Below are 26,660 nucleotides of genomic sequence, written 5' to 3' on the forward strand. Positions count from 1 at the left end.
GACGCGGGCGCTCGAGTCCACTCGACCCAGCGATCATCGTTCCGCAGGGGCTCGCGCTGGCACACTTGCAGCGGTGACAGAACCGCTCGGAGCGCCGTCAGGTCGTTTCTGTCTTGGCATCGACACCGGCGGCACCTTCACCGATGCCGTGGTGTACGACCACGGCGCTGATCGGGTCCTCGCGACGGCCAAGACTCCAACGCTCCACGATGACTTGTACAGCTGCGTCATCGAAGCAATGTCGAGCGTGCTCGAGGGCGGCGGCGACGCTTCTGCCAGCGCTCCCAGCGCTGCGGACATCGGCTTGGTGGCGGTCTCGACGACGCTGGCGACCAACGCGCTGGTCGAGGGTGCGGTACGACCGGCCGGCTTGGTGGCGATCGGATTCGAGCCCGAGACCTTGGCGCGCGTCGGGCTGCACGCCGGAGCCGCGGGCATCGGCGAGGCATCGAACACGCGAGCCGGCACCGGCGAGCAGATGAGCCGCAACCTCGCGACGGCACCGCTCGTCATCGTGGGCGGAGGACACAGTGCCCACGGCGACGAACGCGACCCGCTCGATGTCGCCGAGCTCGCCGCGGCCATCGACCGCATCGACGACTCGGTTGATGCGTACGCCGTTGCCGCCCAATTCAGCGTCCGCAATGCCGCCCACGAACTCGCGGCTCGCGATGCCATCGCGCAGCGCACCGGCAAGCCCGTCACCTGCAGCCATGAATTGTCACCGAACCTAGGCGGGCCGCGTCGAGCCGTGACCACACTGCTCAATGCTCAGCTCATCTCGGTCACGGCCCACTTCGCCGAGGCAATCCGAGCAGGGATGGAGGCTCTCGAACTCGATGCGCGCCTCATGGTGGTCAAAGGCGACGGCGCCCTTGTCTCGGCTGAGTTCGTCGCCCGACGCCCGATCGAGACCGTGCTGTCGGGCCCTGCGGCCAGCGTCGTCGGGGCGCGCCACCTGGCGAGTTCGCTGACAAACGGGCACGACTCGCTGAGCGCCGCCTGCCTCGTCGTCGACACCGGCGGCACGACCACCGACATCGCCGCTGTCCGCGACGGCGCTGTCGTGACTGCGGATGGCAACAACGATGCCGACACCGCCACTGTGGGCGGCCACGCCACGATGGTCACCGCATTGCCGACCGTGACGCTGGGTCTCGGCGGCGACAGCGAGATCCACATCCCGCCCGACGGGCGCCTCGGCGAACTCACCGTCGGGCCGCGCAGAGTGGTGCCGTTGTGCACCGCAGCCCAGCGACACCCCCACATCGTCCTGCCGATGCTCGAACGTCAGCAGCAGGCTGAACGGCCGCTCGCAGAGTTCGGCCAGGTCCTGTTGAGGGCCGCAACACCGGCGTCGAGCGAGCACCTCGACGGTCTCGACAACGAGATTTTGCGGCTCGTCGACGGCGGCGGCGGCGCACTCCCCATGGACAGTCTCAAGCGGTCGGCTCGCTGGCGCAGTGCGATCGAACGACTCGAACGCAGCGGCTATGTGCGCCGCGCCGCGCTGACGCCGACCGACGCCTGCGTCGTGCTCGGCTTGGCTGACGCTGACGCCGTGGGCGACGCCGCAGCAGCCAGGGCCGGTGCCGAGCTCTTCAGCCGCCAGCGCGACCGCTACGGCGTTCAGATCGGCGCCGGTGCCGTGGACGTGTCCCGCCGGGTGATGCGCACGGTGCTGCGGGGCGCGGCTGAGGCGCTGCTCGGCGTCGCGCTCGGCGCAGACAGCATCGCCTCGAGCGAAACCAGGCGACCGCTCGCTCAAGCGGCACTGAACCGCAGACTTGCTGAGCTGGCAAGGTCCTCGCCCGATCCGATCAGCAATCCCGACGACGCGCGCACAGTCAATCCGCTGTGGGGCTTGCTCGAATCCAGCGCCTTGCCGAGCGTCCCGATCACCGAGGATGCCGACGCGACGCGGAGCGAACGCCCCTCGACAGATCACGCGCCGCTGGCTCGCGTCGACGCTGGCGTGGGGGTGCCGATCGTGGCGATCGGCACCCCGGCGCCCACCTATGCCCCCCTCGTCGCAGCCCTGCTCGGCACCACCGCAGTCGTTCCGCCCCATGCCGAGGTGGCCAATGCAGTCGGCGCAGCCGTGGCCCGGGTCCGCATCACCAAACAGATAACGGTGACCGCGCCGCGTCGCGGCAGCTACCGGGCCCACTGGGGCGACGACCCGCCGGTCTGGCACAGCCTCGACGAAGCCCGCGAGTGGGCGACCGCCCAGGCAACGGAGGCTGCTCAGGCCGAGGCTGCTGCGGCAGGTGCCCGCAACGCAACGGTCTCCGTCGACTGGGCGACCCGCACAGCCCCCAGCAACGGACGCGAACTCTTCGTGGAGGCCACCCTTCGGGTCACGGCGGCCGGCCGCCCCTACTGAGGCGGTGCAGATGCGTGAACGAGTCGGCCCTCGCTGCGGCACGCGGTCTGCAGGTTCGCCAGCCAATCGACGTCTGGAACCGGGCGCGTCATGACCGGATCCTCGCCGAACGCGGCCTCGAGTGCAGCAGCGATGCCCAACAGACGCCGATCGCTGTAGCTCGGGCCGACAAGCTGCAACCCGAACGGCGTGCCTTGGCCGTCGCGCCCGCATGGCAGCGCCGTGGTGGGATGGCCGACCACGGTCAATGCCGCAGAGAGCCCGAGCCACGCCATGTAGTTGCGCACAGGTTCGCCGTCGATCTCGGCAGGGAACAGCTGATGCCAATCGAACGGCGGCACGCTGACCCCCGGGCAGATCAGCACGTCGAACTTGTCGAACAGCGCATCGGTCGCCCTGTACAGCTCCACCTGGCGTCGCCGGGCCTTGGCGATGTCGAGCACGGTGGTGCTCAGGGCCTCGTCGTAGGTAGCTCGGATGTTCGGGTTGAAGCCACCATCAGGTTTGTTTGCATGGGGGCCCGCAACGTCGGGGTCGAACTTGTGAATGCTGCGGTGGTATTGGGTGGCGAAGATGTCCGAGCGAAGCTGCCAGTCCACATCGAGCGCGTCGCTGAGGTCGAGATCGGCTTCTTCGGCTGATCCCACGATGCCGCTCAGCCGTTCGACCCGGTCGGCGAACACGCCACGCACAGCGTCGGACACCAGCAAGCCGCCCAAGTCGGCGCTCACACCTACCCGTAGCTTCCCGACGTCGGCCTCTGGGAGCTCGGCAAATCCGGAGGGGTCGAGCGGGAAGGCCATGGGATCGCGGCGAGCAGCCCGGTCGCGCCCTGCGATCACCGACAGCAGCAGCCCGACGTCGGCAACCGTTCGGGCCATCGGGCCTTGCACGCTGTAGTTGGTGCGCCCGATCGTGCGCTCGTCGTGGGCCACGGTGCCCGGCGTGGAGCGGTGAGCAGCAACTCCGCAGTAGGACGCCGGGATACGCAGGCTGCCGCCATGGTCGGACCCGGTGGCAAGCGGCGTCATCCCGCACGACAGTGCGACTGCGGAGCCGCCCGAGCTGCCCCCGCAAGTCAGCGCGGGGTCGAACGGATTGCCGGTGGCACCGAACAGACGGTTCACGGTGTTGGCGCCGATGCTGAGCTCGGGCGTGTTGGTCTTGCCGATGATCACGGCGTCAGCCGCCCGAACCCGCGCCACAATGCCGTCGTCGGTATCGGGCACGTTTGCCGCGAAGGGCGCAGCCCCATACGTCGTGGTCAGGCCCGCGGTCGTCTGAATGTCCTTGATCGCCACCGGCAGACCCGCCAGCGGCCCCAATTCGTCGCCACGGGAACGGGCATCGTCGATCGCGCGGGCCGTGGCGCGCGCCGCTTTGTCGTCACGAATGACGAGCGCATTGACCGCCTCGTCGATGGCATCTGCCCGTGCCAGGCAGGACTCCAGCAACTCGATCGCCGACAGGTCCCGGGCTGCCAACAGCTCCCGCGCCCGCGTCGCAGACAGATCGCACGGCTCGCTCATCTCCCGGAGCGTGACACATCGCCGGGCCCCGGGCTGCGCTTTGGCTGCATCGGTAGTCTGACCGGCCATGAGCACCGGGGATGGGGTCGGCTCGAACGGTCACGAGCCGAGCGTTTACGACGTGGTGGTCGTAGGCGCGGGATTCGCCGGCATGTACACGCTCTACACGCTGCGCGGGCTCGGTTTCGACGCTGTGGTGGTGGAAAGGGCCGACGACGTCGGCGGCACCTGGTACTGGAATCGGTACCCCGGTGCCCGCTGCGACGTCGAGTCGATGCAGTACTCCTACTCATTCGACCCCGAACTCGAACAGGAATGGGAATGGTCCGAGCGCTATTCCGGCCAGCCCGAGATCCTGCGATACGCCAACCACGTCGCCGACCGGTACGACCTGCGACGAGACATCCACTTCGAGACAACGGTCCAGCGGGTCGACTGGCACGACGATGCTTGCCGATGGGTGCTGCAGACCGACCGGGGCACGTACCGGGCGCGCTTCGTGGTGATGGCCACCGGCTGCTTGTCCACCACCAATGTCCCCAGATTTGATGGTGCCGAGACCTTCGCCGGACCGACATTTCACACGGGCAATTGGCCGCACGAAGGCGTCGAATTCAGCGGCCTGTCGGTGGGTGTGATCGGCACCGGCTCTTCAGCCGTGCAGGCCATCCCAGTCATCGCCGCGGAGTGCCGCGAGCTGACGGTGTTCCAGCGCACGCCGAACTACACGGTGCCGGCCCGCAACCAGCCGCTCGATCCCGACGAGCAGGCTCACTGGAAGCAGAACTACCGCGAGCTGCGGGCCGAGATGTTCGCTCAGCGCGCGGCCATGATTCAGCGGCTGCCCGACATCGAAGACGCCGCCAAGGATTTGAGCGAGCAGGAATTCAACGAGCGCATGGAGGAACGGTGGGGGGTGGGCGGTTTCACCTTCTACCGCGCATTTGGCGACATCGTGCTCGATGCCGAATCGAACGAGCGAGTTGCCCAATTCGTCCGCGACAAGATCGGCGAAGTCGTCGATGACCCCGAGATGGCCGCGAAGCTCACCCCGCACAACACCATCGCCTGCAAGCGCCCCTGCCTCGACACGAACTACTACGAGACGTTCAACCAGCCCCATGTCCATCTGGTCGATGTGTCCGAGACACCTATCGAACGCATCTCGCCAGCGGGCGTGGTGGTGGACGGCCAGGAATACCCGGTCGACGCGATCGTGTACGCGACGGGATTCGACGCGATGACCGGGACGCTGCTGCGCATGAACATCACTGGTCGTGGCGGCGTACGGCTGGCCGACCATTGGGACGCCGGTCCACGCACCTACCTGGGACTCGGCGTGGCGGGCTTCCCGAACATGTTCACCGTGTCGGGACCGGGCAGCCCATCGGTGCTGAGCAACATGATCCCGTCGATCGAGCAGCATGTCGACTGGATCGCCCGCTGCCTCACCGATCTGCGCGAGCGCAGCACCACCACGATTGAGGCCGAGCCCGACGCCGAGGCCTACTGGGTGGACCACGTCAATGCCGTGGCCGACTTGACGCTGTACCCGACGTGCAACTCGTGGTACCTGGGGGCAAACATTCCCGGCAAGACCCGAGTGTTCATGCCGCTGCCTGGCTTCCCGCCCTACGTTGAGATCTGCGAGGACGTGGCGTCCGACAACTACCGCGGCTTCGCCCTCGCCTAGTCGCACCCATTCCGCGGAGACCTGCCGATGAGATTCACGCCCACCGAATTGACCGGTCCGGAACGTGACCTCCAAGCCGAGGTACGCGAGTTCCTGGCTGCCGAGCTGCCGCCCGGCAGCCACGAGCCGTGCTTGGGCATGGCTGCGGATCACGATCGCGAGTTCTCGGCCAAGATGGCCGCCCGGGGCTGGGTGGGCATGGCGCTGCCATCACGCTGGGGCGGCTCGGATCGCACGGCCGTGCAGCGCTTCATCGTGGTGGAGGAGATGCTGCGCTGGGGTGCCCCCGTCGGGCATCACTGGGTGGCCGATCGCCAGACCGGCAACGTGATCCTCAAGTTCGGCACCGATGAGCAGCGCGAGCGGTTTCTGGCGCCGATCTGCCGGGGCGAGCTGGGTTTCTCGATCGGCATGAGCGAGCCCGACAGCGGATCGGACCTGGCCTCGGTGTCGACCCGAGCCGAGCGGGCCGATGACGGCTGGATCGTCAACGGCACCAAGATCTGGACGTCGAACGCACACATGAACGACTGGTTCATCTGCCTGCTGCGCACCGCACCCATGGAAGACGGCAACAAGCACGCGGGGCTGTCTCAGTTCCTGATCGACCTGAGTTCTCCCGGGCTCGAAATCAGCCCGATCCCGTTCCTCGACGGCAGCCATCACTTCAACGAGGTGACCTTCCACGACGTCTTCGTGCCCGACATCAACGTGGTGGGCCAGCCAGGGATGGGCTGGCACCAGAACACCACCGAGATGGCCTATGAGCGCGGCGGGCCCGACCGCTGGCTGTCGCCTTTCTCGACGGTCGAGCAGTTGTTGCGCGAGGCCGCCGGCACGCCGATGCAAGACGCCGTGTCGGACCTGTTCGGAGAGCTGGCAGCACGCTGGTGGGGCATCCGAAACCTGTCGCTGTCGGTGGCTCGGCTGATCGACGAGGGTGAAGCGCCGTCGGTGGAGTCGGCACTGGTCAAGGAGATGGGCACCCGCTACGAGCAGGAGGTCGTCGAGAAGCTGGTGCAGCTCATCGACGAGGAATACTCGCCCGCGTCGGAGTCATTGTTCGAGCGGTTGCTGGCCCAGTGCGTGGTGACCTTCCCCGGCAATACGATCCGAGGCGGCACCATCGAGATCCTGCGCTCGGTGGCCTCCAAGGGCCTCCAGGGGCTGCCGGTATGACGGCGGCCCCATCGACACAGACTGCCGGTATGACCCAGAACAGCACTCCCGAGCCGGTTGTGGTCGACGAGCTGATCACCGAGACGGCGGATCGTCTGTTCAGCGAGCTCTGCACCCATGAAGCAGTCCAGGCTGCCGAGGACAGCGGTGATGCACCAGATATCTGGGGGGCGTTCCGCGAGACCGGCTTCGACCTGATCGCCGTGCCTGAAGACGCTGGTGGCTCGGGCGGCACGCTGGCTGAAGCCATCGAGGTGCTGCGGTTGGTCGGCTACCACTCAGCGCCGATCCCTGCTGCTGAGAACGGCATCCTCGGCGGCTGGCTGCTGGCCGAAGCCGGCATCGAGCGCCCCGACGGTCTGGTGACGGTCGTCCCGCCCCGAGCAGCCGAAGGTGGCTGGTCGGGAGGCAGCGCCTGCTCGGCCGAGGTGACCGGTGACGGCAGAGTCACGTTGACCGGCGAGGCCCACCGGGTCCCGTCGGCCCGCAGCGCAGAGACGATTGCGTGCGTCTGCGAATGCGACGGGCAGACCACCGTGGTCGCCGTGCCAACATCGGAGTGCGAGATCACGCCGCTGCCGAACATGGCCGGCGAGCCCCGCGACACGGTCCGTTTCGACGGCGCAACGGGTCAGGCAGCGCCTGCGCCCGACGGTGTCGACGCGGCCGCACTGGCCGAGCGCGGCGCCCTGTCGAGGGTTGCCCTGATGGCCGGCGCCATCGAGAAGATGTGCCAGCTCACCGTCAGCTACACCAACGAGCGCGTCCAATTCGGTCGACCGGTGGCTCGCTTCCAGGCCGTGCAGCAGCATCTGGTGTGGGCAGCGCAGGACGCGGCGCTGGTGCGTATGGCCGCCGAAGTCGCAGCCAGGGAGGCCACCCGCGGCAGCGCTGCGTTCGAGATCGCGGCAGCCAAGCTCATCGCCAACCAGGCGGCCGCCCGGGCCACGAAGGCCTGCCACCAAGCCCACGGCGCCATGGGCATGACCCAGGAGTACCCGCTGCATCATTTCAGTCGCCGGCTGTGGAGCTGGCGCAAGGAATACGGCTCGGACGCCCACTGGTCCGCGGTGCTCGGCAACATGGCCACAGGCGTCGGCGCCGACGGCCTTTACCCCCTCATCACCTCCGGCACCTTGGCCCTACAGTGACTGGTGGGAGGCGCCGGTAGCGAGGTGGTTGTGTCGCCGACGAATTCTGAGATCATCTTCGAGGTCAGTGATGACGAAGTCGATGGCGGATACTCCGCCATCGCACTCGGGTACGGCATTCACACCCAGGCGGAGACGATCGAGGAAATGCGCGACAACGTCCGCGAGGCGGTTGAGTGCTACTTCGACGACGCGTTGACCCGTCCGAGCGTCGTTCGGTTGCACTTCGTCAGAGACGAAGTCCTGGCACTGTGAGGCTGCCCCGCGATGTGCGCGGGCGCGATCTGCAAGGTGCGCTCACCACATTGGGCTACCAAGTCACGCGTCGCCGCGGCTCTCACGTCCGAATCACGACGCAGGTCAATGGCGAGCATCACGAATTGATCCCAGATCACAACCCCATCAAGATCAAGACCCTGTCGAGCATTCTCAAAAGCGTCGCCGCTCATCACGACCTGACAGTCGATGAGCCAATGGAGATGCTCGACATCTGATCAGACCGGATCGCCGCTTATCGTCAGAGCGCCGGCTGAGACCGGGCATGGGCTGAGTGCAGTTGATCGGCATCCGGAGGCTTGCCGAGGAACAAGCACAACGTGTAGCGCTCAGGTCGCTGCTGCGTGACTGGGAAGCCGAGTCAGGTCCGGTCAATGAGGACATGGTTGCCGAGATGCAGCAGCGCTACTACAACCGATGATCCTTGACGCAGGCGTCCTCATCGCGATCGATCGCGGCGCCACGCAGGCCCACGCGCATTTGATGACTGCTGAGCGCAACGGGGATGCCCTCCACACAACTTCCCCGGTTGCTGCACAGGTGTGGCGCAACGGAAGCCGGCAAGCCCGACTCGCACGAGCGCTCCAATCAATGACGCTGCACCCCTTCCTGCCCGGCGAGGTTGCCATGGTGGGCGAAACCCTTCGCAGATCGGGCACCGCCTACGTGGTCGACGCACATCTCTACGTGGTGGCAGAGCGAATCGGCCACGACATCGTGACTTCGGACGTCGACGATTTCGCGTCGCTTCGCACAACGACAGCGCCGCATGCACCACGGGTGCTGGCTTGGCAGTGACCCAGCCCCGCTGAATTACGCCAGGATGCGGGCAGCGGTTGCGACCAGTCGAGCGCTTCGCGGGCGGCGCATCTACGCTCGCCGCATGAGCAGCAACAGCACAGTCGACAGCACTCTCGCCGAATTCGGACAGTACGGCGATGTCTCGGTGAAGCTGAGCGACGACCACGTGGCCGTCGTAGAGATTCAGCGGCCACCCAACAACTTTTTCGACTTGGAACTCATCGACGGCCTCGTCGCCGCGTTCGGCGATCTGGACGAGGAGGACGGCTGCCGGGCGAGCGTGCTGTGCTCGGAAGGCAAGAACTTCTGTGCGGGCGCCCAGTTCGGATCTGATGGCCGCCGGGGCGGCGAAATTACCGCCACCAACGCCGACGGCAGCCCGCGCCATCTGTACGACGCAGCCTTCGACCTGTTCTCCAAGCAGAAGCCGGTGGTGGGCGCCATCCAGGGCGCAGCGGTGGGCGGCGGCCTCGGCGTGGCCTGCTTCCCGGACTTTCGCATCGCGGCACCCGAGGCTCGCTTCACTGCCAACTTCGCCCGATTGGGCTTCCACCACGGCTTCGGGCTCACCGTGACCCTGCCGATGCTGGTCGGCAACCAGCAGGCGCTGGATCTGCTCTACACCGGCCGCCGAGTGAAGGGCGACGAAGCTGTCGAACTCGGGCTAGCCGACAAGCTGGTGCCGCTCGACAACCTGCGCCAGGCCGCGTACGACTTCGCCTGCGAGATCGCCGGGTCGGCGCCGTTGGCCGTCGAATCGATCCGCAACACGATGCGGGGGCACCTCGCCGACGCCATCAAGGTCGCAACAGACAACGAGAAGGCCGAGCAGGACCGCCTGCGCACCACAAACGACTGGCGTGAGGGAGTCAGCGCCATGAACGAGCGTCGTACGCCGAACTTCACCCGCAGCTGATGCCGGGTCGCCCCGAAGTGCCCGACCGCACCCGCAGCTGATGGCCGATCCCCCGTTGAAGGCAGCCACGCTTACCCCCGACGACATCCGGGCAGCGCTCGACGGACTGCTCGAGCGGCGCACCGAAGCGACCCGGCTGACGTCGATGGGTGCTGGCAGCGACGACCTCGACAATGGTCGGGCGTATCTGGCGGCGACTGTCGAGGGCGGCTGGCACGTGCCGACCTGGCCTGCTGACCATGGCGGCCGGGACGCGTCGCCCGCCGAGAACGCCCTCGTCGGCTCGGTGCTGCGCGAGTACGTCGTGCCCGACCTGTACCCGTTCGCGATCGGGCTGGGGATGGTGGGTCCCGCTCTGCTGGCACACGGAACCGCCGAACAGCAGCAGCGCTGGCTGCGTCCGATTGCTTCTGGTGCCGAGATCTGGTGCCAGATGTTCTCCGAGCCCGAAGCTGGCTCGGACCTCGCAAATGTGGCCCTCAGCGCCGAGCGGGACGGCGACGTGTGGCGCCTGGGCGGCCAGAAGACGTGGACCAGCCGGGCGATGTGGGCCGAATGGGGAATCTGCCTGGCCCGCACCGACCCCGCACAGCCCAAGCACAAAGGGCTGACGATGTTCGTGACCGCCATGGACGCACCTGGTGTCGACGTGCGGCCGCTGCGGCAGATGAACAACGACGCCCATTTCAGCGAAGTGTTCGTGGACGGCGCGGTCGTGGGTGACGAATGGCGGGTCGGCGATGTGGGCGAAGGCTGGCGCGTTGCCATGACGATTCTCTCGCACGAACGTGCCGGCGCCGGCAGCCGCGGCGGGGGCGACGGTGCGAAGCGGGGAGCACGTATCCCGCCGTGGATCGCCGATCTGGTCGCGCTTGGCGCACTCGACGACAAGGTGAGACGGGACGAGGCCATGTCGATCTACGCTGCCGACATGGCGTCGCGCTGGACCGCGCAGAGGGCCTCCGACGAGGCTCGGTCGGGCGGCAGTCCTGGACCTGCTGGCAGCGGTGCGAAGCTGAGGACGGTGTCGTCGTACAAGCGGTGTGCCTACTTGGCGAATCGCGCAGCAGGAGCAGCAGGCATGCTCGAAGACGGCCACGGCTACATCGAGACGGTGACGGCACCGTCGATGTCGATACGGGGCGGCACCGACGAGATCCAGCGCAACATCTTGGGAGAGCGAGTACTGGGCCTCCCCGGCGAACCCCGCCTCGACCGTGATGTGCCTTGGCGCGATTCCCGCAAGGGAATGCTGTGATCCGACCTCCGACGCATACGGGCGATTCCCGCAAGGGAACGCTGTGACGAGCGGCATCGCAGCGCCCACCACCTACGGCGAGGTGATGTTCCTCGAGCAGCACGGCCCAGATACCTACGTCGGCGTCAGCCCCGAATACATGTGGGGTCGGATCTACGGCGGTCAGGTCATCGCACAAGGCCTGTGGGCGGCGTTTCAAACCGTCGACGAAGCGTTCGTGCCGCACTCGGTACACGCCTATTTCATCCGGGGCGGCACGCTTGACGAACCGGTCCGCTACGAGGTGGACCGCCTGCGCAACGGCCGATCGTTCTGCACCCGAGCGGTCGTTGCCCGCCAGAGCGGCGGCGCAATCTTGAACCTGTCGTGCTCATTCCACGTGGCAGAGCAGGACGCCCAGGTGCAAACCGCACGCATCCCGCTCGCACCCGACCCGCAGGACTGTCGCAACATCGACGAAGAGCGTTGGCCGTGGATCATGGAACGCCGTCCGCTGCCAAGCCATCCGGGGGCGGGCCAGTCGATGGGCTGGGTACGCATCGTCGATCCCATCAACGACGATCCCCGCCTGCACATCTGCGGTCTGGCGTTCACGTCGGACGCCATCCAGTTCAACGCCGCCCGCTCGCTGCATCCCCTGCAGGTGACCCGCGAGCAGTACCAGGAGAAGTTCATGGGCGCGTCACTGGATCACGCCATGTGGTTCCACCGCCCGATGCGCGCCGATGAGTGGCACCTCTACCAATTCGACTGCCACGGCCTCACGAGCGCTCGGGGCATGACCGTGGGCAACCTGTTCGCTCCTGACGGCCGCCACGTCGCCACGATCGCCCAGGAAGTTCTGCTGCGAGAGCGCCGACCCCAGACCTAGCGGTTCATCGGCAATGTGTGCAGGGCTGCTGAGAACTCGTTTCCGCAGGTCAGCACACTGCGCACTGCCCCGACCAACACCTCGACACACCACTAGGGACTGCCAAAGCTCGGCCCGGCGAGCGACGGCCGGGACGATCCGCCCACTCTCGGTGCCGCTATGCGCAGCAGGCGTCTTCAGCGTGGCTCAGGCGTTCGGTTCCGTCGCCGCGGCGTGACAGCACGACGTTCTGCATCACCTCGGTGTCGCCCTGCTTGACGTACCACTCCCACTCGATGCCATGCGGATCGGTCGCCCACGTCTCCACTTTCTCGGCGTAGCAGCACATGGTCTCGTCAATGGTCGAGGTGGTGATGCCGGCGTCGCTCATACGCGCGTGTGCCTGCTCCACCTCGCCAGCGGACTCGGTCTCGACCCCGAGGTGGTTGATGGTGCCCCCGTCGCCAGTCGACTCGAAGAGCACCAGCTTCAACGGCGGCTCATCGATAGCGAAGTTCGCATAGCCCTCGCGCCGCTTCGCAGGCTCCGCCCCGAACAGACGTGAGTAGAAGTCGACCGCCTCGTCGATGTCGTCCACGTTGAGTGCCAGCTGCAACCTCATGGGCACACACTACGGCGGGCCGACTGGACTGGGTAGGACGAACCTGGACATCTGAGCCCACCGGCAACGAGCAACCTCAGAGGCTGAGCCGATAGACGAAGCCGTGGCCCGAGCAACCCGTGAGCGCAATCGCATGAAGACCGGGAACAAACGCGGGCAACAACTGATGCGAGAACGGGAAGGCTCACCCTTGCGCGCAGCCTCTAAGGTGCGCCGCTGTGACTTCGCCACAACCGCTCAGCCCCGCACAGCTCGCGGCAGCAGATGCTCTGACTGCCTACCTCGCCGGCGGAGGCGAGGCACCCGTAGGGGCGTTTGCCGACTTGGGCTTCGAAGACGGACTCGCCATCCAGTGTGAGATGCAGCGGCGAGCTACCGCCAGTGGTGCCGTGCAAGCCGGCTGGAAGGTGGGGCTGACCTCGGATCGGGCTAGGACTGCGGTAGGAATCGACGACCGGCCGTTCGGGCACGTCAACCGCGTGCTCGTATCGCCCGCCGACATCCCGTCCGCACAGATCAGCAAGGTGAGCATCGAACCTGAGATGTGCTTCGTGATCGGCGAGCGCATCGCCGGCGACGACGTCGATCCTGCTTCCGTGCCCGCTCGGATCGCGCAGGTGTGCGCCGGCTACGAGGTGAACGAGGCACGCGTCGCCGTCGGGGGCAACCTCGCCATGCTCGTCGCCGACAGCCTGACGAACTGGGCCATTGTGCGAGGCTCGGGAGTCGACGCTCCGCCCGCAGCAGATCTCGACCGCTGCGTGGTGACGGTCTCGTGCGACGGCGAGGAGCGCTTCAGCTGCACGGCCGCAGACGAGGTCGACAACCCGTACCTGTCGATTGCCCGTCTCGCAGCGACGTTGCACCGCCACGGCTTGGCTCTCGAAACGGGCCAGAGCGTGATCACCGGCGCGTATTCCCGCTTCCGGGTCGAACCCGGCCAGCGCTGGACGACCCACTACAGCGGCATCGGAGACGTGGAGGCGACGATCTCATGAGTTCTGCACTGCCCAGCCCGACCGTCCTGGACGTGCCCGACGGGCCGCTCCATGTGCTGGTCACCAAGACACTCACACTGCCCGATGTCAGCCCCGATAAAGAGGCCGCCATTCGCGCCGCCGCAGGACCGGGCGCCGTCGTGAATATCGTGGAGCGGCCGCGAGACGGGGTGCCGCTGGCTGCCGATGCACAGGTGATCCTCGGGATCGTGCCCGAGTGGCTGTTCGATGCGGCGCCGAACCTGCGCTGGATTCACGCCACGGCATCGGGCGTCGACATGTTCATGTATCCCAAGTTCCTCGCCAGCGATGTCGTGCTCACCGGCGAGAAGGGCCTGGTCGGCAGCCACCTGGCCGATCATGCTTTCGGCCTGCTGCTGGCGCTGGTCAGGCGCATCGCAACGGCGGTGAAGCTCGGTTCCGAGGGATGGGACAACGAACTTCGGGAACAGATGCGTTACAGCGAACTCGAGCTCGAAGGCCTGACCATGGGCATTCTGGGCTTCGGCGGCACGGGCCGACACATCGCCCGCCGCGCCACCGCGTTCGGCATGAACGTGCGGGCGATGGACCTGTACCCGGTACCACCCGGCGAGGGCGTCGAGGTGGTCGGCGGACCGGAGTCGCTGCGCGACATCGTGGCGACCAGCGATGTCCTGGCAGTCGGTCTGCCACTCACCGGCGACACCCGGGCCATGTTCGATGACGAGATGTTCACCTTGATGCCCGACGGCGCGGTGTTGCTGAACGTGACCCGCGGCGAGATCATCGACGGACCGGCGCTGGAGCGCGCGTTGGCCGAAGGACGGATCGGCGGCGCAGCTCTCGATGTCGCACCCGTCGAGCCGTTGCCCGCCGACAGCCCGCTGTGGGGGTTCGACAACTGCGTGATGACACCCCATACCGCCGGCGCCAGCCAGCACCGCGCACGGCGCAACCTGGAGCGCTTTTGCCGCAACCTCGTCGCGCTGCGAGAGGGCCGTCCGCTGGAAGGCGTAGTCGACAAGCAAACCGGTTTCTGAGACTCCCAAGATTCCGACACCTATCTGTCACAGAAAATCCGACCGGATAGGTCGGGATTTGCCGGTACAGTCTTGCGCGCTCGGCAATCCCGCCGGGTTATAGGCATAGCCCGCCTCATGGGGCGCAAGAAATGGAGCTCATTATGAGCGACGCAGATGAAGTCCAAACCGACCAATGGGGTTTCGAAACCCGAATGATCCACGCGGGCCAGGCGCCTGACAGCGCCACCAACGCCCGCGCGGTTCCCATCTACCAAACCACCTCGTACACCTTCGAGAGCTCCGAACATGCCCAGAAGCTGTTCGGCCTGGCTGAGATCGGGAACATCTACACCCGCATCATGAACCCCACCCAGCATGTGCTGGAAGAGCGCATCAGTGCGCTCGAAGGGGGCATTCGCACAGCAGTCGGCCTGCCCGGCGCGCTGGCGGTGTCCTCCGGGCAGGCTGCGGAGACGCTGGCAATCCTCAACCTTGCGGAGTCGGGCGACCACATCGTGGCCAGCCCGTCGCTGTATGGAGGCACGTACAACCTGTTCCACTACACGCTGCCGAAGATGGGCATCGAGACCACGTTTGTGGAAGATCCCGACGACCTCGACGCATGGCGCGATGCGACCCGTGACAACACGCGGGCGTTCTACGGCGAGACCATCGGCAATCCCAAGAACGACATCTTGGACTTCGAAGGCGTGGCCGATGTGGCCCATTCGGTGGGCGTTCCGCTGGTCATCGACAACACGGTGCCATCGCCGTACCTGTGCCAGCCCCTGGCCCACGGTGCGGACATCGTGGTGCATTCAGCCACCAAGTTCATCGGCGGTCACGGCACCTCCATCGGCGGGCTCATCGTCGACGGCGGAACGTTCGACTTCGGTGCCTCTGGGCGGCATGCGATGTTCACCGAGCCCGATCCGAGCTACCACGGGCTGGCCTACTGGCCGGCCCTCGGCGCAGGTTCGTACATCCTCAAGGCAAGGGTGCAGCTGCTGCGCGATATCGGCGCTGCGGTCTCGCCCATGAACGCTTTCCTGTTCCTGCAGGGAATCGAAACCTTGTCGCTGCGCATGGAACGGCATGTCGCCAACGCCCAAGCGGTGGCCCAGTATCTGGAGTCCCACCCGCAGGTCGAGTGGGTGCTCTACGCCGGGCTTTCGTCCAGTCCCTACAACGAGCGGGCGCGCAAGTATCTGCCTCGGGGCGCCGGCTCAGTGTTGGCGTTCGGGATCGACGGCGGCACCAAGGCCGGCCAGAAGTTCGTCGAGAGCCTCGAGTTGCACAGCCATGTCGCCAATATCGGCGACGTGCGCAGCCTGGCGATCCATCCGGCCAGCACGACGCACAGCCAGCTCACCCCCGAGGAGCAGTCCGACACCGGCGTCGAGCCGAACTTGGTGCGGCTGTCGGTGGGCATCGAAACCATCGACGACATCATCGCCGACCTCGATACTGGCTTCGAGGCCGCCGCCGGCATCTGACGCCACGCAAGATCGCGCTCGCGGGCTGGCGACGCCGAGTCGTCAGCCCGCAGCCGATGCGTGACCAGCGTTAGCTGACGGCGCCAGCGTTACGCAGGGCAGAAATCTCGTCGGGTTCTAGGCCGAACTGGGCCAAGATCTCGTTGGTGTGCTCGCCTCGCGCGGGGCTGGGCCGGCGGATGTCACCGGGCACCCCGTCGATCTGGGTGGCGTTGCGCACAATGCGGATGTCGCCCATCGCCGGGTGATGCACCGGCGCGGCCATGCCGAGATGCTCTACCTGCGGGTCGGCGAATGCCTCAGCCACGGTGTTGACGCGACCGCACGGGATGCCCACGGCGTTGAGCCGCTCGACCCATTCGTCGCAGTTCGCCTGGGCCAACCGCTCGCCGATGAGATTGTTCAGCTCAGACCGGTTGGCCGAGCGCAGTTTCGTCGACGAGAATCGTTCGTCGTCGACCAAATCGGGGCGGTCGATCTCGGCGCAGAAGGCTCGCCACAGTCGACCGCCGGGGGCAGCGATGTTGATGTGCCCGTCTGCGGCTTCGTAGGTCCCCATCGGGATCATCGTGGGGTGGTCGTTGCCGGCTTGCGGCGGGTCCTCCCCCGCCACCGTCCAGCGGGCCGCCTGGAAGTCGAGCATGCCGATCATCGACTCGAGCAGCGAGGTGTGCACCCAGCGGCCCTCGCCGGTGCGGGATCGCTCGATGAGCGCTACCAGAACGCCGATCGCGAGCTGAAGGCCTGCGGTCACGTCGCTGATCGCCACGCCGGCCCGCACGGGACCATGGCCCGGCAGCCCGGTCACAGACATCATCCCGCCAAGGCCCTGCGCTATCTGGTCGACGCCGCCTCTCGTCGCGTACGGACCGTCTTGGCCGAAGCCCGAGATCGAGCCCATGACGAGCGTTGGATTGACCGCGTGCAGGGTTTCCCAGTCGAATCCCAGCCGGTACTTGACAGTTGGCCGCAGGTTCTCGATCAGCACGTCGGCCGACCGGGCGAGCCGGTGCAGCAATTCACGGCCCGACGGATTCTTCAAATCGATCACCAACGAGCGCTTGTTGCGATGGATGTTGAGGTGATCCGACGATGCCTCACGGCCTTCCTCGAAACCGTCGACAGGAGCATCCACCCGGATCACGTCGGCACCCCAGTCCGCAAGCTGCCGTACGGCCGTCGGCCCCGCGCGCGCAATGGTCAGATCGAGCACGGTGATGGCGGCGAGCGGCAAATCCGGGCCGCCCGCGGCGGCGTCCGGCGAGGGCGAGGGACTCACAGGCTCAGTCGCTGGCAGGGTCTGCCTGGGCGCCGCGCACGAGTGTGCCGGGGCGGGCACCGGTGAACTCGCCGTCGGCCGACACCTCAACACCCGCCACGAACGTGTGCCGGTAACCCGTCGACCGCTGGATCAGGCGCTTGCCGCCGCTCGGCAGGTCGTACACGAGTTGCGGGCGCCCCACGCCAAGTGCTTCGAAGTCGACCACATTGAGGTCGGCCCGATAACCGGGAGCGAGCAGGCCGCGATCGGCCAGCCCGTAGGCGGCCGCATTGGCCCGAGTCTGCTTGTGCACTAGGAATTCCAGCGGCAGGCCGTCGCCACGGCTGCGGTCCCGGGCCCAATGCGTCAGCAGGTACGTCGGGTACGACGCATCGCAGATGGTGCCGACATGTGCTCCCGCGTCGCCGATCCCGCAGATGGTGTGAGGGTCGGCCAGCATTTCGCGGATCACCTCGAGGCTGCCCGCGGTGTAGTTCTCGAAGGGGTACAGCAGCAGGGTGTCACCGTCACCGTCGGACAGCAGATCCAGTGCCAGTTCCCACGGGCTGACGCCGAGGTCTGCAGCCCGCGCCGCAACCGATGCACGCGGGTCGGGCTCGTAGTCGGGCACGTCGCCGAGTTCGAAGGCGCGGGTGAGCGCATAGTCCATCCATCTGCTGAAACCGTCGACCGGCCGGTCTTCCACCAGTGCGCGACGCAGGCTCTCGTCGGTGCGCATGCGGGCTGCGCGCTGCGGTGCCGGCAGGTGGGCGATGTCGCGGTACGCCGGGTGGTTGCCGAAGGGGTTCACCGACACGTCGAGCCCGAGCATCACGCTGATGGGCCGGCAGCCGACCTGCCCATTCGCAGCGATGCCTGCTGCGTTCGCATCATGGATCTGTGCCAGCGTCTCCCGCCACAGCTCGGGGGCATTGTCCACCTGCAACAACAGCACCGACAGCGGGCGGCCCGAGATCTCGGCTGCTGCGCGCAGCGTCTCGAATTCGCCGGGCCCGAAGTCGGAGTTCACCTGCAGCACGCCGGCGCCGGCCTGTCGCATCGCCCGTGCCACCGCTGCGAGCTCGGGATCTCCCGCCGACAGTGACGGCGTCAGCCGACCGTCGGCCGCCTTGTGCTTGGTCGTACGGCTGGTGGTAAAGCCGAGCGCTCCCGCTGCGAATGCCTCGGTGACCAGCTCGGTGATGCGGCCGAGTTCTTCGTCGGTCGGCATCTCAGCATGGTCGGCGCCGCGTTCGCCCATCACGAAGAACCGCAGCGCTCCGTGGGGCAACTGGCTGCCGACGTCCATCACCCGGGGTGTCTCGGCGAGTGCGTCGAGGTACTCCGGGTAGCTGGTCCAGCGGAAGTCGATGCCCTCGGCGAGCACCGTGCCGGGGATGTCCTCGACACCCTCCATGAGGTTGATGAGGTAGTCCTCGGTGCCTGGTTGCACCGGAGCAAAACCGACGCCGCAGTTGCCGAAGATTGCCGTCGTCACCCCGTGCCACGAAGACGGCGTCATCTCGGGATCCCAGGTGGCTTGTCCGTCGTAATGGGTGTGAATATCCACCCAGCCCGGCAGCACGAGGTGCCCGTCAGCATCGATCTCGCGGCGACCGCGGCCGGCCACCTCGCCGACCTCGACAATCGTGCCGTCAGTGATGGCCACGTCTGCCGATCGTGGGGGGCCGCCGCTGCCGTCCACCACAGTTCCGTTGCGGACCACGACCTCAGCCATGGCGGTCAGCGTACTGAGTAGTGCCGTTGGGCTACCGGGTTCGGCGGTTTCGCCCGCTGCACAAGAAGCCGGCACCCCACGAGAAATGCATGACAGCGAACGCCGCCGCCGCCTTTAGACGGTCGCCCAACTGCGGAAGGCTGGAGCGCAGCCGGGCCGCGGCCAGCGTGCACGCACCGAGGTAAACAGCGGGCACGATCCCCCCGCGCAGACGCCCACGCGCCAGTTCGAATGCGGACAGCACTACACCGACGACCAGCGTCGGCGCTGCAAGTTGCCGCGGCTGGGTCGAGCCTGGGTGACGGCTGATCACCACTCGCTTCCAGACGCCGTAGTCGAAGTACTGGCGAGCCAAACCCGCCCAGCTGGAGCGCGGCTGGTAGTCCACGGCCAATCTCGGATCGAGCCACACCACGTGACCCTCCTCGCGCAGGCGCCAGTTCAGCTCGTAGTCCTGATTCCGCTCTAGCGACTCGTCGAACCCGCCCACGGTCGTGAGTGCAACAGCGTCGAACACCCCCAAGTAGACCGTGTCGACGGGTCCCTCATCGCTGCCCCGCCGGAACGCCGCCGGACCTCCCCCGAACGGCGAGGATAACGCCGCGGCAATCACCCGGCTCAATCTGTCGCTCCCGACCGGACGCTGAAGACCGCCCACATTCGCGGCGCCGGTCCGCTCCAAGGTCGAAACCGCTCGCTCCACGTAGTCGGCTGGCAGCCTGGCCTGAGCATCAACTCGCACGATGACCTCACCAGCAGCGGCACCGATGGCACGGTTGAGGCCCGATGAGGTAGTACCCGCGGGGTTCTGAACAATGCGCAACGGCCACTTGCAGCTGGCTGCTGCAGCAACGCGGCTGGTGTCGTCGGCGCTCGGTGCAACCGACACGAGTACATCGAGCACCCCTGGGTAGGTCTGGGCGCTCACAGCATCCAAGCATCCAGGCAGCTCAGCAGCACAGTTGCGCGCCGGAATCACCACGGTGACATGCGGCCTGCCGGCGGGGACATGCGGCCCTCCAGCCGCTGCCGCGTCGCTCACCGGGCGTTACGGCGAGCCATGACGACGAGGCTTTTGGCCATGATCTGCCAGTCCAATACCGGCGACCAGTTGACGACGTACTGCAGGTCGTGACCCAGCTTGTAGCCGGGATCGGTCTGGTAGTGGCCTTGGGTCTGTGCGAGCCCGGTGATGCCGGGCGGAACGTCGTGGCGCCGCCCGTACCCGGCGATCTCACGCTCTAGCCTGGATACGAATTGCGGCCGCTCCGGCCGAGGCCCCACCAACGACATAGTGCCGTTCAGCACGTTCCACAGCTGCGGTAGCTCGTCGAGTCTCGTGCGACGCAGCCAGTCCATGCCTCGCACCACTCGCGGGTCGCTGGAGACAGCCAGCACAGGCCCGTTGAGCTCCGCATCACGAGCCATCGTGCGGAACTTCAACAGCACGAACGGCACTCCGCCGCGACCCACACGCTCCTGGCGGTACAGCACACCACGCCCGCCCACGATCCTCACATAGGCAGCGACGGCTCCGGTGATCGGCAAGGCGAACGGGGCAAGCAACGCCAGATAGGCCAGATCCAGCAGCCGCTTGAAGCGCAGGCGGCACACCGGCAGAGCATGCTCCCGTAATGCCACGAAGGGCATCCCCCCGATCTGGCGGCTGCGCTGCAGCCCGAGCAACGTGTCTGCGGGTGTGATGCGACGGAAGACGCCGATGTCGCGCGCCTCGAGTTCGCCGAGCGGCTCGGGATAGATGGTCTCCAGCGGTTGACCCGACAGCAGCAGCAGTTCGGTCGCGCCCAAGCGATCGGCCTCGGGGATGATCAGGGAGGGGTCGTCGAGGCGGCCCGCAACCACCGCATCGGGCTCGGCGTCGGCGAGGTGCTCTTCGGCCGAGTCGATATCGGCAGGCGTACCGGACAGCAACACCCTGGGCTTGCCCGCGCGCAGCAGGCGGACACGCCTCGCCCCCCACCGATTGAACGAGATGAGCACCGCACCGGCCACGGCCAGCACCACGAGATTCGCCCGTGGCATCAGATAGCGACCCGTCAACAGCGTGACGGTGGCGTCGCCGCCTACCGCCATGAAGGTCAGCAGCATGGCTCGGGGAAGCCACGGCCGATGTCCCAGCCGCTGCTCGAATTCGTACAGACCGCCGAAGTAGTAGACGACCATGTGCAAAAGGGTGGCTACGGCGAATCCGATGAGGTAGTGGTTCCACGGGTAGGTCGGCCAGTCGAGGCCGAAACGCACCACGGTGATGGCCACCATCAAGGCAAACAAGGTCACCGCGTCAACGACGTAGAGGTACCGAAACCCCCTGCGGGTTCGCGGATTCCACATCGAAGGCGAGGTGGGCGTCACGAGTGGTGCACGGTTGGATGAATCACGTTGCTTGGCGTGGGACTGAAGTCTGGCGCGCGGAAAATCCCGACGCGCGATGTCCCTATGGGCCTGGTTCGCTCGGTACTGCACAGCGCGCGAACTGTTCTTCCCGTCGAGTTCGACCGTTTCCGGATTGGGGCCTAAGCGCATGAGCCTCCCGTTGGCCAGTGCGACAGCAAGGCTACGCTGCGCTTTCTCGGCCGCTGGTTGCGGCAGGCTGCGATCCTCTCGCTCACTTTCTTCTGGCCCAATCAACGCGGATGGACAGGCCAACGATGACGACACGCCATCATTCCGCGTCTCGCCTCATGTCGGGCTGGACGTTGGTCGTCGTCATTTGCATCACGGTCTTCGCACTGTGGGCTCCAGACCTCGATCTGCCGCTCGGCAACAGCGATGACGGCCGAATCTTCGGTCGTGCGGGACTCCAAGCACGGAACTTCTGGGAGATGGGACCGGTGGAGTCCCAATTCGGGGCGGTGATGGACCCGTACATCCGGGCCGAGTACGACGTACCGCCTCGCTCGGAGCCACCTCGCGCTGCCGTCACCTACGCGCATCACCCGCCGCTCCGGCTGTTCATCACGATCGCGTCGTTCGGAGTCCTCGGCGACAATCTTCCTGCGCTCCGCATCACCGATTTCCTGATCGGCGCCGCCACGGTCGCACTCATGGCGTCGCTGCTGCGGGTGGTGGGATTGCACTGGGGACCGATATTGCTTGCCTTGATGGTCATGGCGAGCACCGGATTCTTCTACGTCTTCGCGCGTCACGGAATCAGCTTCTCGCTGCTGCTGGCCCTCACCGCAACTGTCGCGAAGCTGCGCCAGGTCGAGCGGCCGCCCCGGTGGGCGCTGGCAGGGGCAGCCGCTCTTGCCGCGCTTACTGCGCTGCACTCGTGGATAGCGATCGCCGCTCTCGGCCTGCTGGTGCCGTGGCTCTTCGTGGGAACGATCCAGCGACGCCGTAAGGGCGCCGGAGGGGGCTCGGCACCGATTCGAAGCCTCGGCCAGATAGCACGTCTGGGATGGTCGCCTGCACTGATCGCGATCGCGGCTGGTGCACTCGCCGGCGGGTTGCTCACCGCGGCGTGGTTGCTCAACGCCACCGACATCGGCGAACTCGGTGAACGGGTCGCGTTCCGAACCGGAACCGATGTCTCCACTGCCATTGAGCAACGGAATTTCAGCTTCGGGGAATTCCTGGCACGCCAATGGCGTTTCGCAGGTCACGAACTCATGACCTCGTGGTGGCTGAGGCTGCTGTTGCTGCCGGCACTGGTGGCTGCGTTCGTCGACCGACGCACCCGCGGCCCGGCATTTGTCACGCTCGCTGTCGCGGCATCGCTGACCTTCGTCTTCCAGCAGGGCGCCTGGATCCATCGTCTCTGGAATGTTCCGTGGCTGGCGCCAACCGTCATCGGAGTGGCTGCGCTGGCCGATGCCGCTCGGAGGGCTCTGCGGGGACCGGCAGCGAGGCTGCGCTGGCCGGTGGGCCTTGCGGCCGCCTTGGTCCCGGTGGCTACGCTCGCCGTGGTCGTCACAGGACCGACCCGGGACTTCTACTTGACCAATCCGGCCGACGCAGGCGCGGTCCTCGAACACGCTGTTGCAACTGAACCCGAGGTCGATGAGGCCGAATTGATATGGATTGCGTCAGGACTTTCGACAGCCCGATGGGCCTCGTACTATCTGGATCTGCCGGTGTGGTCGCTGGATGAGAGCAAGCTTGACGACATCATTGCTTCGGACCTCGTGCTTCTCCGAAATGACCGCATTCCCGATTTCGTGCCGGAATCCGCACTTGCACACGCGCTGGCGGTCGGTGAGTCCTACACGCTGATAACAGCCGACGAGTTGATCCAATGAGCCAGCCCGCACCGCCCGCCGACATCGAAGGTAACGATTGGCGTTCGCTCCCCGTGGCACCGGCGCCGCACTTCGTGCCGGAACGAGCCGTGAGCATCGTGATCACCTACTTCGAAGCGCCCGAGGCTCTCGATCTCACGCTTGCAGCGATCGAGACCCTGACGTACCCACGTGACCTCTTCGAGGTCGTCGTCGTCGACGACGGCTCGCGAGTGCCGTTGCAGACACCCTCGCACTGTCCGTTCGACATCCGTGTCGTACACCAAGAGGACTTGGGCTTCGGGCTCGCACGTGCGCGCAACACCGGCGTCCGAGCCGCCTCCAACGACATCATCGTGTTCTTGGACTGCGACATGATGCCCGAAGCAGGCTGGCTGGCTGAACACGCTCGCTGGCATCACGCCGCAAGCGATGTCCTGACACTCGGGTTCCGAGCGCATGTCGACGTGGCCGGAATCGACGGCGACAGCGTCAGGAAGCGGGACGGATCCCTGTCGAGGCTCTTCGAGGGCCGCGCTGTGGACAGACCGGAATGGATCGAGTTTCACATGGCGCGAACCAGTGAGCTCACCTCCGACGCCGATGACCTCTTTCGGGTCGTGACTGGGGGAAACCTGGGTGTTTCCCGATCATTCTTCGAACTCGCTGGCGGCTACGACGAATCATTCACCCAATGGGGTTGTGAGGACACCGAATTCGGATACCGGGCCTATACCCGCGGCGGCGTTCTGGTTCCGGCGCGTGATGCGATGTGTTGGCATCAGGGTCCGGGAGCGGCGCCGAGCAGCGCCGAAACGGCCAGCCTCGAGTTGCAGCGCGCCAAGATCTCGCAGCTCATCGCGCACCACGGCTTCAGGCAGGCGAAACCTGGTCGGAGTTTCGCGGTGCCGCAGTGCGTGGTGACCGTCACTCCGGGCAGCGCCGACCCCGAAGCCCTGCTTGAGACAGTCGAGCGAATCTTGGGCAGCACCCTGCACGACCTCGTCGTTTGGGTCGACGAGTCTCCGGAGCATCAGCAAGCACTCGGCTCCGACTACGAGCGAATCCGTCGGATTGTCGCCGGCGATGCGCGCGTGCGCTTCGGGCCCGAGGGCGGTGCGACGGAGGCATTCGCCGCAGCTGCGTTCCACGTCACGGTGCCTGCGGGCGCTGAGGTGGCCCCCGACGATCTGATGCGGTTGACCCGGTCGCTCAAGTCGGCCAAGAGCGCCCAATTGGAACTCGCGGACGGCACCTGCATCTCGTTGATTCGGGCTCGTGAACTCCATCGTGCTGCACGCACCGGCAGACCTATCGAGTGCAGCAGCGGGACGGCCGCAGCCGAACAGCGGGAGACCAAACAGGAGCGACCTGCACCCGTCAGAAGGTCCGAGCAGCCGGCCCGGATAGCGCCACGTCGCGAGCGCGCCATTGGGTCCAGGCGGTCCACCGAACGTGCTGATCGTCGCCGGGCCAGCGCTGCTCGAAAGGCTGCTCGGCCTTCGGCAGCAGCGCGGCTCGGCAGGCTCCGCAGCATGACCCGGAGCTTTTCGCGTCAGGCGTCGCAAGTTCGAAGCCTCGAAGACGCGACGCAGCTTGCGCGGGCCGTCGGGAATTGGATCGGCTCGGCGCTCGCGTGGCGAGTGCGGTGGGTCGCCTGGAAGCATCGCCAAGCCGCCAGATGGCTGATGTGGAAGACGCTCCGCGCCCAGAGCTGGGCCAGACGCACCTCCCGACGCACCATGTGGAAGACGCTCCGCGCCCAGAGCTGGGCCAGACGCACCTCCCGACGCACCATGTGGAAAACCCGCCGCGCTTCCAGATGGACGCGTCAAAGTCTTGGACCGTCGACCCTCGGAATCCGACCAGCGACGTATCGCCTCGGTCCGCACTTCGCGGTGCGAGGCGCCAGGGCGAGCCAGATCTTTGAGGCTTCGAGTCGAGTCGACGACGAGGTGGGAACTGCTACTCGGGCACTGTTAGTCGATGATGACGCGCTTGTAGATGGTGACGACGCCACAGCAACGGTGATCACCGTCAACGACCTCGAACCGCTTGCACGTGTTCCCGCGTTCGACTCTGAGCAAGTCAATCCGATGAACTGGTCGTCCGAATTCCGTCCACTGCCGGCGGCGCTTGGACCCGTCACATTGCTGCCAGAGGATCTCGACGTTCGCAAGACGGTACATCCCGGCAAGGTCGTGGCCTGCCGGCGATTTCATCACGTGGCCGACATTGCGCCGTACCACCACAGCACTGCGCGACGAGCGGGAACGCTCGCCGCACTTGCCGCATATGGCGTCGTTGTTCACGTCGTCGACGAAGATCCAGAACTCAGAACGCTGCTCGGAGCCGACCTCTACGCGTTGATGAGAGACTCCTCCATACCGGAGGCCAATGACCAGGAGCGGGAGTCACACAGTGTTGGCATGCGACGTGAGGCGCTGAGGAACCACTCGCTTCGGGCTCGAGCTCGCCAAGTACTCACAGTCGCCGACCTCGAGGCGCCCCCGCTGCCTGTGGTTTCTGTGCTGCTGGCAACCTGCCGGCCAACGTTGGTCGAATCGGCGGTCAGAAGTGTGGCAATCCAGAGCTACCCATGCCTGGAACTGGTGTTGGCCCTGCACGGCGATGGTTTTGACCTTGCTGCCATTGACGCCATCCACGAGAACCTCCCCATTGCCAGCAAGGTGGTTCCGGTGTCGGGTTCCGCACCATTGGGCGCCGTACTCAACCAAGCTGTGGAGGCGTCATCGGGTGCCCTGCTGACCAAGTTCGACGACGATGACTTCTACGGTCCCGAGCATGTGTGGGATCTCGTGCTGGCTCACGAGTATTCGGGCGCATGCTTGGTAGGAAAAGCGGCCGAGTACGTCTACCTGGAGAGAAGCAACCGCACAATCCGCCGCTTTCGAGGCGGCGCGGAACGGCTGAGCTTTGAACTCAGCCTGGCTGGCGGAGCGATGATGATCTCCCGCAGCGACCTCGACTCCATTCTTGGTTGGCAGGAGGTCCCGTCTGGAGTCGACAAGGCACTGATCGACGACGTTGCGGGCAGCGGCCGCCGCCTCTACCGGACCCACGGCCAGGGCTACGTCTTGGTCAGGCACGGCGATTCGCACACCTGGGGCGTCGACGATTCGTACTTCGAGCAGCATGCCGAGGAGACTCGCGACGGGTGTGACCTCGCCTTCGCGGGGATCGTGAGCGAGCCGGGGACCTACTGACGCCCGCGAACATGTCTCAGGCAGGGTGAACCGG

22 protein-coding genes are annotated in these 26,660 nt (G+C 66.4%); 16 read left to right on the plus strand and 6 right to left on the minus strand.

Annotation, left to right across the window (positions count from 1 at the left end; translation table 11 throughout):
- The first annotated feature begins 73 nt into the window (after window positions 1–73).
- On the plus strand, window positions 74–2,386 hold the full coding sequence (locus tag ACOOF5_RS00745; protein ID WP_420435625.1) for a hydantoinase/oxoprolinase N-terminal domain-containing protein: 2,313 nt from the start codon (window positions 74–76) through the stop codon (window positions 2,384–2,386).
- Here the strand turns inward: ACOOF5_RS00745 and ACOOF5_RS00750 are convergent.
- A complete protein-coding gene (locus ACOOF5_RS00750) occupies window positions 2,380–3,915 on the minus strand; it encodes an amidase (RefSeq protein WP_420435627.1) in 1,536 nt (511 codons plus the stop codon). The two genes, ACOOF5_RS00745 and ACOOF5_RS00750, sit on opposite strands and share 7 nt — an antisense overlap.
- A gap of 67 nt (window positions 3,916–3,982) precedes the next feature.
- On the opposite strand from ACOOF5_RS00750, the gene ACOOF5_RS00755 reads away from it, so the two are divergent.
- From ACOOF5_RS00755 to ACOOF5_RS00800, 10 genes are all read left to right on the plus strand, one after another.
- The gene (locus ACOOF5_RS00755) at window positions 3,983–5,608 is read left to right on the plus strand and encodes a flavin-containing monooxygenase (RefSeq protein WP_420435629.1); all 1,626 of its coding nucleotides are present in this window, start codon (window positions 3,983–3,985) and stop codon (window positions 5,606–5,608) included.
- Window positions 5,609–5,635: 27 nt separating this feature from the next.
- Window positions 5,636–6,787, plus strand: a complete 1,152-nt coding sequence (locus tag ACOOF5_RS00760) for an acyl-CoA dehydrogenase family protein (protein WP_420435631.1) — start codon at window positions 5,636–5,638, stop codon at window positions 6,785–6,787.
- Between the two features lie 29 nt (window positions 6,788–6,816).
- Window positions 6,817–7,938 (plus strand): acyl-CoA dehydrogenase family protein, encoded by a 1,122-nt coding sequence (locus tag ACOOF5_RS00765; protein ID WP_420435633.1) that lies wholly within the window; start codon window positions 6,817–6,819, stop codon window positions 7,936–7,938.
- 3 nt (window positions 7,939–7,941) lie between these two features.
- Complete coding sequence (locus ACOOF5_RS00770) at window positions 7,942–8,193, plus strand: type II toxin-antitoxin system HicB family antitoxin (RefSeq protein WP_420435635.1); 252 nt, start codon at window positions 7,942–7,944, stop codon at window positions 8,191–8,193.
- On the plus strand, window positions 8,190–8,432 hold the full coding sequence (locus ACOOF5_RS00775; RefSeq protein WP_420435637.1) for a type II toxin-antitoxin system HicA family toxin: 243 nt from the start codon (window positions 8,190–8,192) through the stop codon (window positions 8,430–8,432). The genes ACOOF5_RS00770 and ACOOF5_RS00775 overlap by 4 nt, the downstream gene beginning before the upstream one ends.
- Window positions 8,433–8,488: 56 nt before the next feature.
- Window positions 8,489–8,635, plus strand: coding sequence for a hypothetical protein (locus ACOOF5_RS00780; RefSeq protein ID WP_420435639.1), 147 nt, complete (start codon window positions 8,489–8,491; stop codon window positions 8,633–8,635).
- A complete protein-coding gene (locus tag ACOOF5_RS00785; RefSeq protein WP_420435641.1) occupies window positions 8,632–9,012 on the plus strand; it encodes a PIN domain-containing protein in 381 nt (126 codons plus the stop codon). Before ACOOF5_RS00780 ends, ACOOF5_RS00785 begins: the two co-directional genes overlap by 4 nt.
- An 85-nt stretch (window positions 9,013–9,097) precedes the next feature.
- The gene (locus ACOOF5_RS00790) at window positions 9,098–9,931 is read left to right on the plus strand and encodes an enoyl-CoA hydratase-related protein (protein WP_420435643.1); all 834 of its coding nucleotides are present in this window, start codon (window positions 9,098–9,100) and stop codon (window positions 9,929–9,931) included.
- A 40-nt stretch (window positions 9,932–9,971) separates the two neighbouring features.
- Window positions 9,972–11,189, plus strand: a complete 1,218-nt coding sequence (locus ACOOF5_RS00795; protein ID WP_420435645.1) for an acyl-CoA dehydrogenase family protein — start codon at window positions 9,972–9,974, stop codon at window positions 11,187–11,189.
- 43 nt (window positions 11,190–11,232) lie between these two features.
- Window positions 11,233–12,060, plus strand: coding sequence for an acyl-CoA thioesterase (locus tag ACOOF5_RS00800; protein ID WP_420435647.1), 828 nt, complete (start codon window positions 11,233–11,235; stop codon window positions 12,058–12,060).
- Between the two features lie 157 nt (window positions 12,061–12,217).
- On the opposite strand, the gene ACOOF5_RS00805 is transcribed toward ACOOF5_RS00800, so the two are convergent.
- Entirely contained in the window at window positions 12,218–12,661 is a 444-nt protein-coding gene (locus ACOOF5_RS00805; RefSeq protein WP_420435649.1) for an ArsI/CadI family heavy metal resistance metalloenzyme, read from the minus strand.
- Window positions 12,662–12,879: 218 nt separating this feature from the next.
- Between ACOOF5_RS00805 and ACOOF5_RS00810 the strand changes: the two genes are divergently transcribed.
- From ACOOF5_RS00810 to ACOOF5_RS00820, 3 genes are all read left to right on the plus strand, one after another.
- Entirely contained in the window at window positions 12,880–13,659 is a 780-nt protein-coding gene (locus ACOOF5_RS00810; protein WP_420435651.1) for a 2-keto-4-pentenoate hydratase, read from the plus strand.
- Window positions 13,656–14,681: a D-2-hydroxyacid dehydrogenase gene (locus tag ACOOF5_RS00815; RefSeq protein ID WP_420435653.1), complete on the plus strand. Its 1,026-nt coding sequence runs from the start codon at window positions 13,656–13,658 to the stop codon at window positions 14,679–14,681. The genes ACOOF5_RS00810 and ACOOF5_RS00815 overlap by 4 nt, the downstream gene beginning before the upstream one ends.
- Before the next feature lie 143 nt (window positions 14,682–14,824).
- Window positions 14,825–16,159, plus strand: a complete 1,335-nt coding sequence (locus tag ACOOF5_RS00820) for a bifunctional o-acetylhomoserine/o-acetylserine sulfhydrylase (protein ID WP_420435655.1) — start codon at window positions 14,825–14,827, stop codon at window positions 16,157–16,159.
- A gap of 70 nt (window positions 16,160–16,229) precedes the next feature.
- Here ACOOF5_RS00820 and ACOOF5_RS00825 read toward each other — a convergent pair whose 3' ends face one another.
- From ACOOF5_RS00825 to ACOOF5_RS00840, 4 genes are read right to left on the minus strand one after another with little or no spacing between them, the layout of a single operon-like run.
- Window positions 16,230–17,438, minus strand: coding sequence for a CaiB/BaiF CoA transferase family protein (locus ACOOF5_RS00825; protein ID WP_420435657.1), 1,209 nt, complete (start codon window positions 17,436–17,438; stop codon window positions 16,230–16,232).
- A gap of 4 nt (window positions 17,439–17,442) precedes the next feature.
- Window positions 17,443–19,158: an N-acyl-D-amino-acid deacylase family protein gene (locus ACOOF5_RS00830; protein WP_420435659.1), complete on the minus strand. Its 1,716-nt coding sequence runs from the start codon at window positions 19,156–19,158 to the stop codon at window positions 17,443–17,445.
- A 31-nt stretch (window positions 19,159–19,189) separates the two neighbouring features.
- A complete protein-coding gene (locus tag ACOOF5_RS00835) occupies window positions 19,190–20,200 on the minus strand; it encodes a glycosyltransferase family 2 protein (protein ID WP_420435661.1) in 1,011 nt (336 codons plus the stop codon).
- Window positions 20,197–21,531 carry a sugar transferase gene (locus ACOOF5_RS00840; protein WP_420435663.1) on the minus strand — a complete coding sequence of 445 codons (1,335 nt, stop codon included), beginning with the start codon at window positions 21,529–21,531 and terminating at the stop codon, window positions 20,197–20,199. The genes ACOOF5_RS00835 and ACOOF5_RS00840 overlap by 4 nt, the downstream gene beginning before the upstream one ends.
- Window positions 21,532–21,827: 296 nt before the next feature.
- Here ACOOF5_RS00840 and ACOOF5_RS00845 point away from each other — a divergent pair, with 296 nt between their 5' ends.
- Both ACOOF5_RS00845 and ACOOF5_RS00850 read left to right on the plus strand, forming a co-directional pair.
- Entirely contained in the window at window positions 21,828–23,420 is a 1,593-nt protein-coding gene (locus tag ACOOF5_RS00845; protein WP_420435665.1) for a hypothetical protein, read from the plus strand.
- Window positions 23,417–26,626, plus strand: coding sequence for a glycosyltransferase family 2 protein (locus ACOOF5_RS00850; protein ID WP_420435667.1), 3,210 nt, complete (start codon window positions 23,417–23,419; stop codon window positions 26,624–26,626). The genes ACOOF5_RS00845 and ACOOF5_RS00850 overlap by 4 nt, the downstream gene beginning before the upstream one ends.
- Window positions 26,627–26,660 lie beyond the last annotated feature (34 nt).

The organism is Candidatus Poriferisodalis sp., from assembly GCF_965214215.1.
GTDB lineage: Bacteria > Actinomycetota > Acidimicrobiia > Acidimicrobiales > Poriferisodalaceae > Poriferisodalis.